The organism is Xanthobacter sediminis (assembly GCF_043195015.1).
In the GTDB taxonomy this organism is placed as follows: Bacteria; Pseudomonadota; Alphaproteobacteria; order Rhizobiales; family Xanthobacteraceae; genus Xanthobacter.
The window spans coordinates 429,759-441,759 of record NZ_JBAFWH010000001.1; the positions used below are offsets into that span (position 1 = coordinate 429,759).

At 63.2% G+C, this 12,001-nt stretch carries 14 protein-coding genes; 11 read left to right on the forward strand and 3 right to left on the reverse strand.

Features of this window, described 5'->3' with window-relative positions:
* Nucleotide 1 precedes the first annotated feature (1 nt).
* From trbL to V5F61_RS01765, 5 genes are read left to right on the forward strand one after another with little or no spacing between them, the layout of a single operon-like run.
* Nucleotides 2-1,351 (forward strand): P-type conjugative transfer protein TrbL, encoded by a 1,350-nt coding sequence (gene trbL / locus V5F61_RS01745; RefSeq protein WP_110373173.1) that lies wholly within the window; start codon nt 2-4, stop codon nt 1,349-1,351.
* A gap of 3 nt (nt 1,352-1,354) precedes the next feature.
* Entirely contained in the window at nt 1,355-2,050 is a 696-nt protein-coding gene (gene trbF / locus V5F61_RS01750) for a conjugal transfer protein TrbF (RefSeq protein WP_110372413.1), read from the forward strand.
* A 14-nt stretch (nt 2,051-2,064) separates the two neighbouring features.
* On the forward strand, nt 2,065-3,057 hold the full coding sequence (trbG, locus tag V5F61_RS01755; RefSeq protein ID WP_110372414.1) for a P-type conjugative transfer protein TrbG: 993 nt from the start codon (nt 2,065-2,067) through the stop codon (nt 3,055-3,057).
* Nucleotides 3,054-4,328 (forward strand): TraB/TrbI/VirB10 family type IV secretion system protein, encoded by a 1,275-nt coding sequence (locus V5F61_RS01760; protein WP_110372415.1) that lies wholly within the window; start codon nt 3,054-3,056, stop codon nt 4,326-4,328. Before trbG ends, V5F61_RS01760 begins: the two co-directional genes overlap by 4 nt.
* Entirely contained in the window at nt 4,325-4,588 is a 264-nt protein-coding gene (locus V5F61_RS01765; RefSeq protein WP_110372416.1) for a DUF2274 domain-containing protein, read from the forward strand. Before V5F61_RS01760 ends, V5F61_RS01765 begins: the two co-directional genes overlap by 4 nt.
* Here V5F61_RS01765 and V5F61_RS01770 read toward each other — a convergent pair.
* Together V5F61_RS01770 and V5F61_RS01775 are read right to left on the reverse strand one after the other, a co-directional pair.
* The gene (locus V5F61_RS01770; RefSeq protein WP_110372417.1) at nt 4,550-5,437 is read right to left on the reverse strand and encodes a LysR family transcriptional regulator; all 888 of its coding nucleotides are present in this window, start codon (nt 5,435-5,437) and stop codon (nt 4,550-4,552) included. The two genes, V5F61_RS01765 and V5F61_RS01770, sit on opposite strands and share 39 nt — an antisense overlap.
* A 250-nt stretch (nt 5,438-5,687) precedes the next feature.
* Complete coding sequence (locus tag V5F61_RS01775) at nt 5,688-6,161, reverse strand: rubrerythrin family protein (RefSeq protein ID WP_110372418.1); 474 nt, start codon at nt 6,159-6,161, stop codon at nt 5,688-5,690.
* 230 nt (nt 6,162-6,391) lie between these two features.
* On the opposite strand from V5F61_RS01775, the gene V5F61_RS01780 reads away from it, so the two are divergent.
* From V5F61_RS01780 to V5F61_RS01805, 6 genes are all read left to right on the forward strand, one after another.
* Nucleotides 6,392-6,667, forward strand: a complete 276-nt coding sequence (locus V5F61_RS01780) for a PepSY domain-containing protein (protein ID WP_110373174.1) — start codon at nt 6,392-6,394, stop codon at nt 6,665-6,667.
* 3 nt (nt 6,668-6,670) lie between these two features.
* Nucleotides 6,671-7,285 (forward strand): cytochrome b/b6 domain-containing protein, encoded by a 615-nt coding sequence (locus V5F61_RS01785; protein WP_110372419.1) that lies wholly within the window; start codon nt 6,671-6,673, stop codon nt 7,283-7,285.
* Nucleotides 7,260-7,970: a response regulator transcription factor gene (locus tag V5F61_RS01790; RefSeq protein WP_110372420.1), complete on the forward strand. Its 711-nt coding sequence runs from the start codon at nt 7,260-7,262 to the stop codon at nt 7,968-7,970. Before V5F61_RS01785 ends, V5F61_RS01790 begins: the two co-directional genes overlap by 26 nt.
* On the forward strand, nt 7,967-9,331 hold the full coding sequence (locus V5F61_RS01795) for a sensor histidine kinase (protein ID WP_110372421.1): 1,365 nt from the start codon (nt 7,967-7,969) through the stop codon (nt 9,329-9,331). The genes V5F61_RS01790 and V5F61_RS01795 overlap by 4 nt, the downstream gene beginning before the upstream one ends.
* Nucleotides 9,332-9,455: 124 nt before the next feature.
* Nucleotides 9,456-10,115, forward strand: a complete 660-nt coding sequence (locus tag V5F61_RS01800; protein ID WP_273546164.1) for a heme-binding beta-barrel domain-containing protein — start codon at nt 9,456-9,458, stop codon at nt 10,113-10,115.
* Between the two features lie 126 nt (nt 10,116-10,241).
* A complete protein-coding gene (locus tag V5F61_RS01805; RefSeq protein WP_210206328.1) occupies nt 10,242-10,496 on the forward strand; it encodes an ATP-binding protein in 255 nt (84 codons plus the stop codon).
* Nucleotides 10,497-10,537: 41 nt separating this feature from the next.
* Here V5F61_RS01805 and V5F61_RS01810 read toward each other — a convergent pair whose 3' ends face one another.
* Nucleotides 10,538-11,890: a ferredoxin reductase family protein gene (locus V5F61_RS01810; protein WP_110372422.1), complete on the reverse strand. Its 1,353-nt coding sequence runs from the start codon at nt 11,888-11,890 to the stop codon at nt 10,538-10,540.
* Between the last annotated feature and the right edge of the window lie 111 nt (nt 11,891-12,001).

Below are 12,001 nucleotides of genomic sequence, written 5' to 3' on the forward strand. Positions count from 1 at the left end.
CATGGACGATCTCTCCGTCATCGACCGTTTCACCGACACCTTCTCGCAGTATATCGACAGCGGGTTTGGCCTGCTTCACGGTGAGATCGCTTACCTTTCGGCAACGCTCATCGCCATCGATATAACGCTCGCCGGCCTGTTCTGGGCCTTCGGAGCCGGCAATGACGAGATTCTGGCGAAGCTCATCAAGAAGGTCCTCTATGTCGGTGCCTTCGCCTACATCATTACAAACTTCAATTCGCTGGCCAGCATCATCTTCAGATCCTTCGCCGGGCTCGGCCTGACCGCCTCTGGCTCCGACCTGTCCCAGGACGATTTCCTGCGTCCCGGTAAGCTCGCCTCCGTCGGTATGGACGCCGGCCGACCGATCCTCGCGCAGATAGGCGACTTGTCCGGCTTCACCTCCGTCTTCTCCAACATCGACACCATCGCCGTCCTGTTCCTCGCCTGGCTCGTGGTCATCGTCAGTTTCTTCGTGCTCGCGGTGCAGCTCTTTGTGACGTTGCTGGAGTTCAAGTTGACGACGTTGGCCGGCTTCGTGCTGGTGCCCTTCGCATTTTGGAACAAGACCGCCTTCCTGGCCGAACGCGTGCTCGGCAATGTCGTGTCGTCCGGGATCAAGATCCTGGTCCTTGCCGTTATCGTTGGCATCGGCAACGGCCTCTTTGCGGAATTTCGCGCCTCGGCGGGAACAGAGCCGTCCATCGATCATGCGCTGGCGATCATGCTGGCGTCGCTCGCCATGCTTGGGCTGGGCATCTTCGGCCCGTCGATCGCGACGGGTCTCGTCTCCGGAGCCCCGCAGCTCGGCGCAGGTGCAGTCGCCGGCACCGCGCTCGCCGCCGGCGGCATGGCGGTCGCGGCAAGCGCCGGAGCTGTCGGCGCGGCACAGCTCGGAGGGGCCGCTATCGGTTCCGGCGTCAAGGCAGCATCCACCATGTCGGGCGGCGCGCGTGTCGCCTTCGAACTCGGTGCAGCGACGTCCAGCGCATCGGGCATGGGAGCCGTTGGAGCTGGTCTTTCTGGCGTGGCGCAAGCGGGCGGTGGCGCCGTCATACAGGCGGGTCGCAGTGTCGTGTCACGCGTCGCGGGCACGGTCGACTCACGTGCTTCCGCTGGCGCCCGTGGCGCCTGGACGGCTACCGGCGGCAAGCCCGTGGGAGCGATGGGTGGGGCCGGAAGCGATGCGTCGTTCACCGGTGCCGGCGGTGCTCCCGCATGGGCCAATCGCGTGAGAAACGGACCGAGCGGCTCGCACGTCTCCCACGGTGCCACCACCGCAGCCCATGCTTTGCGCTCCGGCGATCATGGTGGCTCCGGCGCCAATCCATCTCTGCGACAAGAGGATTGAACGATGCGCTTCAAACGCGCCGATGTGCGCTATTCGCAAACGTCGGAACCCTCAACGCCCTATCAGGCCGCCGGCCAACTCTGGGACGAACGCCTCGGGTCCGCCCGCATTCAGGCCCGAAATTGGCGGCTCATGTCCTTCGGCTGTCTGACGCTTGCCGTAGGCATGGCCGGCGGTCTGCTGTGGCAGGCGGGCCGCTCCACCGTCACACCCTATGTGGTCGAAGTCGATCAGCTCGGCCAAGTAAAGGCCGTTGGCCCGGCCGTGGAGGCCTATCGGCCGACCGACGCCCAGATTGCCTACGCGCTCGCGCGTTTCATACAGAACGTGCGCGCACTGCCCACCGATCCCATCGTGGTGCGGCAGAACTGGCTCGAGGCTTACGACTTCACCACCGATCGCGGCAGCGCCGGGTTGAATGACTATGCGCGTGCCAACGATCCGTTCGGCAAGGTCGGCAAAATGTCGGTCGCCGTCGAGGTCACCAGCGTCGTGCGCGCATCGGACAGCTCCTTCCAGATCCGCTGGATCGAGCGGCGTTATGAGAACAATCAGCTTGCCGGCACGGATCGCTGGACCGGCATCCTCACCATCATCATGCAACCACCGCGCACCGAGGACCGGCTGCGTAAGAATCCTCTCGGCATTTTCGTCAACGGCATCAACTGGAGCCGTGAACTCGGCGCCAGCGGGTCGTGAAGGAGAAAAGGATCATGACCCGCATGCTGCCAATCCGCATTCTCCTCCTCTCGTCCGTCACGTTGCTGGCGGGTTGCGCCGGGAAAACACCGCCGCCGGAAATCTCCCTGGATGAACCCTACGAGGCGAGCCGGATCGTCGAGCCGGCTGGTCCCGTCGAAATAGTCGAGCTGCCGAAGCCGTTGCCGCTGCCCGGCCAGTTAAAGCCGATGCCGGTCAAAAGCGGAACAGTTGAACCTGCCGATCCAAAGCTGCGCGTGACGACGGCTAATGATGCCGCCCGCGTGCAGCCGACCCGCACCGGCTATGTCAATGCAACGCAGGTCTGGCCCTACATGGCCGGCGCGCTCTATCAGGTTTATGCGGCGCCTGAAAAAGTAACGGACATCGCCCTGCAGAGCGGCGAAGAGCTGATTTCCGTCTCGGCCGGCGACACCGTGCGATGGGTGATCGGCGATACGACCAGCGGTGGGGGCGGAAGCCAGCAGACCCACATCTTGGTGAAACCGACGCGGCCGGATCTGAAGACCAATCTGGTGGTCAACACCAACCGCCGGACCTACCTTCTCGAACTCACATCGACGCCCCAGACCTGGATGGCGTCGGTCTCATGGGACTATCCACACGACCGCCTCCTCGCGCTGCAGCGTCAGAACGATCGTGCGGGGACTGCCACGCCGGTCGCAAATGCCGTCGCACTCGAGCGTGTCCAGTTCCGCTATGAGATCACGGGCGACAATCCATCGTGGCGGCCGACCCGCGTCTTCGATGACGGTGAGAAGGTCTATATCCAGTTTCCCGCTGGTATCGCCCAGGGCGAGTTGCCGCCGCTGTTCGTTGTTGGCCCCACCGGGGAAAACCAGCTCGTCAACTACCGCGCAAAGCCACCATATTACATCGTCGATCGCTTGTTCGGTGCGGCCGAGCTTCGTCTCGGAGGCGAGAAGCAGCAGATCGTGCGTATCTCGCGCACCGACGGCAACCGGCGGGGGATTTTCGGGCTATGACCGTGCCGCCCAAATCCCCGCCGCCCGATCTCGCCATTCGCGCCAAGCCGCGTCCCGTGACCCGTCTCAATCGCTGGACCTTGATGGTGCTCGCCGGCGCCGTCTCTACCGCAGTGCTTGGCGCGATGATTTGGGCGTTGCAAAGCCGGAACAGATCAGCCCGGACCGGTGAGGAGCTCTACAACACCGATCGCGTCAACCCGGCGGAGGGGCTGCAAACGTTACCGCGCGACTATACGCAGGTTCAACCACCGAAGCTCGGTGCCCCCTTGCCCGGTGAGCTCGGTGGGCCAGTCGTGCGCACCGAACGGGAGGCGGGCATTCCGCCCATGCCCGAGCGGCCGAGTTTCAGGGCTGATCCGGAAGAGGATGCCAAACGCGCGGCGCGCCTTCGTGCCCAGCAGGAAGCGGAAGCCGCAGCGAAAGCAGCCGTGTTCTTTCAGACGACACGCCCGAAGCAGGAGGTATCGGCAACCGCGGTCGCCTCGCCGGAGCCAAACCGGCTCGATCTCACCGCAATACGCGCTACCGGTGCGGAAACTACCGTTGCTCCGCCCGTCGATGAAATGACCACGCAGAATATGCAGGATCGCAAGCAGGCGTTCGCAAGCCGCGAAGCCGACCAGAAGATTTACGGATCTGGAACTCTCCAAACGCCACGCTCGCCCTATCAAGTAATGGCCGGCACCATCATTCCGGCCGCCTTGGTGACGGGGATCAATTCCGATCTGCCGGGCCAGATCATCGGTACCGTCACCGAGAATGTCTACGACACGGCTACGGGCAGGCATCTCTTGATCCCCCAGGGCACCCGCCTGATGGGCCAGTACGATTCCGGCGTCGCCTTCGGCCAGAGCCGTGTGCTCCTGGTCTGGAATCGCCTCATCATGCCGGACGGCTCCTCCATCGTGCTGGATCGTCTCTCCGGCGTCGATACGGCCGGCTATTCGGGCCTTGAAGATGAGGTCGACAATCACTGGTTCCGCCTGATCGGAGGCGCGGTCCTCTCCTCGCTGCTCGGCATCGGCGCCGAGTTGGCAGCGCCTCAAAATCAGGGGACGAACGGCGATCAGGTCATCATCGCGACGCGCGACGGCGCCCAGGACACCATCAACGATGTCGGCCAGCAGATCACGCGGCGCAATCTCAATATCCAGCCGACCTTAAAGGTGCGGCCGGGCTTTCCGGTCCGCGTCATCGTCAATAAAGATCTCGTCTTGCGACCCTATCGCGCCACACCGATGACGGCTGACATCAGGAGGGATGATTGACCAAAAAACTTAGCCTCGGACCGGTGCCGAAAGCTGAAACCATCAAACTCACCATCACCATATCGGTGCAACTTCGAGCCGACCTCGATCGATATGCCGCTCTTCATTCCGAGCTTCATGGCACGGTTGTCGATGCTTTGACGTTGGCCCCGCTCATGCTCGAAACCTTTATTGCTCGTGACAAGGGATTCCGTGCCGCGCGGCCTAGCCTTGGAGGCTCTCTAAATAATCGTCCGGGCTCGCTCGATGAAACGAGATAGTGGCACGCTGAGTGTCCCCTCATGCACCATCAACCAAGTCTTCAGATCAGCGGGCGCATCGCTCAGGGGCCGGAGGGCAAGGCCATCCACCTCGACCGCCTCGAGTTGAGCAGCGGTCGCTATTCCGATGCCATAACCCGCAAGTACCAGCGTAACCAACACCGAAAGTGTCATGGTGCGACTAATAATATTAGGGGTCGAATTTGCAGTTCGAACAAGCTGTTCGATCTGGGATTGCTGGCTAAGACCCGTATCGGGTCGGCTTAGAACGAGAGGCTCCTTAACAATACCAGACAGTTTGATCCGCTTCTTTACAGCCAAAGGATGGCCGCTCGGCATCAAAGCGATCGGCGGATCTCGCCAAACTGCCTCGGACAAAATCCCCTTGCCGTATCCGCTCTCCGGCGTGAGCGCCGCATCAAGAAAGCCGCTTCGCAAGCCCTCTACGTTCTGCGCCATTGACGCTTCATGGACATGAATGACAACTTGCGGACTATCCCGCTTTACTTCTGAAATCAGTCGCGCGAGACGCGCAAAGGGTACGCCGTCGCAAATGCCGATGTGCAAATGGCTGATAGTGTCTCCTGTCGCTGCTGGAGTGCGAACGTCTATGCGTGCTTCGTCGGCGGATGCGAGGAGCGCACGCGCATGGACGAGAAGGCGTTCACCGGCCGGCGTTAGCTTCGTGGATCGCCGTGTGCGCTCGAATAATACTACGCCAAGGCGCCGTTCGAGAGTCCTGATCGATCGAGACAATGGCGATTGTTCGATGCCGGCGCGTTGCGCGCCACGTGTAAAATGGAGCTCTTCTGCAACCGCCACGAAATGCCGAAGATGACGAAGCTCCATTCCCGCTCCCGTTGATATCAAAAGAGTTAGGAATGCTCCCTCTGGACTGATATATGTTCGGCGTATTCGCAGCAATCGAAAGCTTAAATACTGAGATGTGGCAAGTATTTACCTGGTATCACTAATATAAACTATCGAATATCATCTCATCATGCTCCGAATTTTCGATAAAACTGCCTGCAACACATTCTGATGCATCGAAGTGCGTTACGAGCGGCGCGAAGAAAGAGTTTCGCGCCACTCAGAAATCTCATTTTTCGGCGCGCAGCTTCTCAACGGCCGCCTTGTAGGCGGCGTAGTGATCGCCTTCATCGGCGGCGATCTGACGGAAAAGATCAGCCACCTTCTTGTCACCGACCGCATCGGCCTGGTTGGCGAACTCGACGTACATCTTGGTGTTTTCGTAGTGTTCGCCGGCCATGCCGTCGAGCAAGTTGGCCTCGTCGCTGCTCACGAGGGCAAGAGCGTCTGCCTCGCGGGCGAAATGCTCGTTGGCCTCGACATTCGCGTTTTCGTCGAACAGCTTGGCTATCGCGGGGTGGCCGCTCTTGCGGGCATGCTCGGCATAGGCCTGATATTTCAGGTTGGCGAAGGCTTCGCCGTGCATGGCCGCTTCCAGGTTCTTCTTCGTCTGCGGATTGAGGGCGTCGGCGGCAAAGCCCGGGGCGGCGAGCGAGGCGCAAGCGAGAACGCCAGCGACAAGAAGGCTGCGAACGATGATCATGGATCGGTCTCTCGAAAGGATGCAGTCGCCCTAAGGAGCGACGGCCCTTCGATACGCGGACGGGCTGACGACGTCCTGACGTGGTCTATCCTTCGCGCGCATCGGGGGCGCCCCCTTTTCGGCATGCGCGCGCATCTTTGCCCGTCAGGCTTTGGTCAGCCGGGATCGTTAAGAGACGTGCCGGCGGGATGGCCTTGGTCCATCGCTTCCCGCAGCATGAGGAAAACCCGATGATCCGCAGACTTTTCGTCGCTGCCGTCGCCCTGAGCCTTGCCTCCTCCATGGCTCTCGCCAGCCCGACCTGCACCAAGGAGCCGCAGGACAAGTGGCTCAGCGAAGAGGTCATGAAGCAAAAGATCGGCCAGATGGGTTTCAAGGACATCAAGGTGTTCAAGAAGACCAGTTCTTGGTGCTACGAAATCTATGGATCCAATGCCGATGGACGCAAGGCAGAAGTCTACTTCAATCCCGTGACCGGCGAGATCGTCGAGAACAACGTGGACTGAACCATGGCCATGCTGCCCCCTCGATCCGAAGCATCAGCGCGCGCCGCCGCGCACGTCCGCTATACCGTTCCGGTGTGGGATCCGCTGGTGCGGATCTTCCACTGGACGGTGGTGCTCGGCGTCGTGCTCAACAGCTTCGTGCTGGAGGACGGCAAAGCGCTCCACCGCTACGTAGGCTACACCGTCGCCGCCCTGCTCGCCGTTCGCGTGGTGTGGGGCTTCGTCGGCACCGTTCACGCACGGTTCCGCGATTTCGTGCCGTCCCCGCGGACCTTCGCGGACCATCTGCGCGCGGTGCTCGACCGGCGTGACCGACGCTATGTCGGCCACAATCCCGCCGGGGCGGTGATGATGCTCCTCCTCATGGGTCTGCTCGCCGCCACCTGCCTAACCGGCTGGATGCAGACCCTCGATGCCTTCTGGGGCAAGGAGTGGGTGGAGGAGGCCCATGAGATCGCCGCCAACCTCATTCTCGCCATGGCGGCGGTGCACGTGCTCGCCGCCATTGCAGAAAGCTTGGCACACCGGGAAAATCTGGTGCTCGCCATGATCACGGGGCGCAAGCGCCGCGCCCGCGGAACGGATGTCGACCATGCGGGTTCTGCTCGCGGAGGATAACCCCCGGCTCGCGATCCTGATCGCAGAAGGCCTGGAGGCCGAGGGCTTCGTGCTCGACCGCTTCGCCTCCTTGAGCGTCGCCTGGGAAAGCATGGCCGTGACGCCTTACGACCTCCTGCTCATCGACCTCGGCATGCCCGACGGCGACGGTGTGGATTTCATCCGCGCCGTCCGGCGGACGGGGAGCGGCGCTCCCATCCTGGTGATCACTGCCCGCAACGGTCTCGGCGACCGGGTGGGCGGCCTTGATTCGGGAGCCGACGACTATCTGGTGAAGCCGTTCGACATGGCGGAGCTGGCGGCCCGCTGCCGTGCTTTGCTGCGCCGCCCCGGGGGGTGCCTCGGCATCGTCCTGAGCCTGGGAAACCTCGATTTCGATACCGTGGCGCGGGAGGTGCGCGTCGGCGGCCGCGTGATCCATGTGCCGCCGCGGGAGCGGGACCTGCTGGAACGCCTGATGCGGCGGGCCGGGCATGTGGTGAGCAAGACCAGCCTCGAAGAGGCCATGTACGCCCTGTCGTCCGAGGTTACGCCCAATGCTCTGGAGGCGGCGGCCTCGCGTCTGCGCCGGCGCCTTGGCGCCGCCGGAGCGGACGTGATCCTGCACACCGCCCACGGCGTCGGCTACATGCTGGTGCCGGCCCCGCATCCGACCGATGCCGGCGCGGAACGGGAAGCCCCATGACTGCGAGCCGCCCGCCCGTCGTGCCGCGCAGCCTCTTCTTTCGCCTCTCGGTGCGCCTCGCTCTGGTGGGGCTCGTCTTCCTGGTGGTCGAGCTGCTCGTCGTCGTGCGGATGTATGTCAACAATCCCAACGAGCTCGACCACCTCCTCGTGACCGCGGAGGCGGACCGGATCGCCCAGGAGATCCCGCAGATGAGGGGGGCCGCCGGCAACCCGGTTTCGGAAGACCTGCAATATCCGCTCGCCTCCGGCACACGGCGGGCTTTCCTGATCCACGAGCGCGGCGGCGCGGTGGTGGCGCGGTTCGACGACGCCAGCCTGAAGATCGCCGACGAGCCGCCCCTGTCGTTCCTGGTCATCCGGACTCAGCGCGAGAGCTGGGACAGCCGCTTCCTGCTTACCGGCACCCGCCGCGTCGAGGTCGGGCGGCATCCCTATTGGATCACGGTGGCCATCGCCGGCGAGGGCTTCCGACCGTTCGTGCCGGTCATCTTCAACGAGATCCGCTTCCACGTGATCTTGCCGCTCATCCTGCTCTCGCTCATGTTCCTCCTGTTCAATTTCAGCGTGGTGCGCACCACGCTGAAGCCGCTCGAGACCACCATCGCCGCCATCGACCGGATTGATCCGGCTCAGGTGTCCACGCGGATCGCGGCGGAGCCCTCCCTGCGGGAGGTGCAGGCGCTGGTGACGGCGGTCAACGCCATGCTGGCGCGCATCGAGCGCTCCGTGTGCGCCCTGAGGGATTTCGCGGGGGATGCGGCCCATGAGCTGCGCACCCCGCTCGCCATCATGATGCTGAGCATCGGCAAGCTGCCGGACAGCGTCGAGAAGGCAAAGCTCGTGGCCGACGCGCAGCGCATGAAACGCCTTGTAGACCAGATGCTCGACATGTCGCACGCGACCGCATTGGAACTCGCGCCGGATGCCCAGGCCGATCTCGGCGCCATCGCCCGCGAGGTGGTGGCCGAGCTGACGCCGCTCGCGGTCATGCGCGGTCGAACCATCGCCTTTCGGGACGCGGGAGCGGCGCGCGTGCACGGCCACGGCGACGCCATCGGCCGGGCGTTGCGGAACCTTGTGGAAAATGCTTTGGCCCACACGCCGGCGGGCACCGCCGTCGAGGTGACTACGGGCCCTGGGGGCCAGTGCGCAGTGCGCGACCATGGCCCCGGCATCCCCCCGGAGCGGCGCGGCGACGTGCTGGAACGCTTTCGGCGCCTGGACAAAAGGGCTTCGGACGGGGCGGGGCTGGGCCTCGCGATCGTCTCCACCACCATGGAGCTGCACAACGGCGATGTCCGGATTGAGGACGCACCCGGCGGCGGGGCGCTCATGCGTCTTATCTTCCCGCGCGGGTGAGCCTCAACGCATTGGCGAAGAGCTCCCCGAGTTCGGCCCATCGTCAGGCTTTTGTCAGAGCGCTCATGCTATCGAGCTGTCGATGAGCCGTTGTTCTGATGAAAGCTGATATCCAGTCAGGAGATTGATCGTGAAATTCTCCCGAAGCCTCCTCGTTGCCAGCACGATTGCCGGCCTCACACTCCCCGCTATATCCGCCGTTGCCGCTACATCTGAGACAGAAACTGTTATCAACGGGCTGGATTACGGCCCACTCGCCAAGTTCGTCGGGACCTGGAAGACTCAGGACGACGAAGGATTGGACGTGGCTCCCGGCCGGGAAGGTTCCGAAGTGGGTAAAGGAGGCGGTGCTGCTTCGCCTTATTACGAGACCATAAGATTCACGCCAGCCGGTGATGCCACAAACGCGAGCAGCCAGCATCTGACGGCAATTTTTTATCACCAGATGGTTTTCCGCAAGAGCGACAAGAAACAGTTTCACGACCAAGTCGGATATCTCATTTACGACAAGGCGAATCAGACAATATATAATTCGTTTTGCATCCCCAGGGCTGTGTGCGTTGTGGCAACGGGAAAACCGGATGCCACGCTTACCCTGACGGCCCAGAACGTGGGCATCGGCCAATCGGACTATATGGCAGCAAACGACAAGACGGAAAAATTCACTGTCACTTATGAGGTGTCTGGAAATACCATGCAATACACGCAGGAAACGATTCTGCATGTGTATGGTAAGCCATTCACCCATACCGATATCAGCACGCTCACGCGGGTCAAAGAGTAAGAGACGGACGGTCTCATACGACCTTTCCTGATATCAGCCTGCCGCCCGAATTTGGCGTACCGGCACTGTCTGCCGAAGGACTTGAGAGATTGCGGAGTCGCTTAGTCGAGCGCAGCCGCGAAATTCGTGCAGCCGATCGCGGCGCCCTGCGACTCGATGTCGTTGCCGCAGGGCGCTCGCGCGGATCGGACACCGGAAGATCGCGGAGCAGGTCTTCTCAATCGCTTCCACCGCCTGGACCGAAGCCGGCCCGACGGTGCCGGGCCGAGGCTCGCCATCGTTTCCACCATCATGACGCTGCACGGCGGAGCCGTGCGCGTCGAGGACGCCCCCGGCCGCGGTATGCGCATCCGCCTCGTTTTTCCGAAGACGGATCGGTGACACGAGCCTGAACGCATCCATTGCGAGTGTGCCGAGGCCCCTCACCGCATGTCGAAGAGTTCCTGGTGGAAGCGCTTATCCACCGGGAAGCCCTCGGTGGCGAAATCGGCCCGCAGCGCCGCCCCGAAGCCGGCCGGGCCGCAGAACCAGATGCTGGCCTCCCGCCAGTCCGGCACCGCCTCGCGGATGCGGGCGCCGGTCAGCCGGCCATCGCGCGCGTCGATCAGCAGATGCAATTGTACCTGGGCAGCTCTGGCATCCTCGGCGAGCTTTGCAAGCGCCACCTCGTCCACATCGCTGGTGGTGTGGAACAGATCGGCGACCTGGCCCTGCGGCCAGTCGGGCGCCTCGCCGCGCAAGGCCATGTGCTTCATGCGGGCGATGAACGGCGTGATACCGATGCCGCCACCGATCCAGATCTGGCTGCGGCAATCGTCGTCGAAGGTGAAGCAGCCATATGGCCCCTCCACCCGCACCTCCTGGCCCACCTTGAGCCGCTCCTTCAGCCCCCTGGTGTGGTCGCCCAGTTCCTTGGTCACGAAGGTGATCCGCGGATGGTCCGGGTGCCAGCCCGAGGCGATGGTGTAGGGATGCGCGCCTTCGGAGGCATCCGACTTGGCGAAGGCGAATTGTCCGGGACGGTGGCCCGGCCAGCCGGCGGGCACGTCGATGACGGTCTCGAGCGCCTTCACGCCCGGATAATAGGTGAGTTCGGCGATGCGTCCCTTCACCTGCCGCGCTGCGCCGACGCGGCGCAGCAGCACCACCCCGGCCGAGAAGGTGCCGCCGGCCAGCAGCACCGCCATCGCGGCGCCGAGCGGCGTCATCCAGTCGGCGAAGGTCAGGAGCACCACCGAGTGGAACATCAGCACCAGATAAGCGAGCGCCAGCAGGCGATGGGTCTTATAGAACCAGCGGTAGGGAAAGGCCCGGACCAGCGCCAGCGCGATCAGCGCCACAACTGCATAGAAAGCCCATTCGCCCACTCCCTCGGCGGTGCCGCGCAGGCTTGAGAAAGCGGCCTCCACCTGGTTTTCGATGGGCGGGCGGTCCCCACGGGCGGGCCGCTCCAGAAAGCCCCAGCCCACGGCCCACTTCGGCCCCTGCGTCCACAGCCAGTGGATGATGGCGACGATGAGCGCGGTGATGCCGAGCCATTTGTGGAGCCGGTACATCTTGTCGAGGCCGCCCATCCAACGCTCGGGCCAACGCGGACGCAGCGCCAGCATCATCGCCACACTCATGAGCGCGATGGCGAGCACGCCCGTGTACTGCACGGCGGCCGCCCGTATCGCGAAGAACCCGGCTGACTGGAACACCCCGGGCTCAGCCGCGACCCACAGCAGCGATACGAGGGCGAGGATGCCAACAAGGACCTGCTTGATGTGTCTCATGTCTCCCGTTCCCTTTCACACCCCGACGGTTCTGCATTGATCCCGAGCGGGCACCTCCACCGGGAAGAACACCCGGAAACGGCAGCGGCCGCATTGAGAGGACGCAAGGGA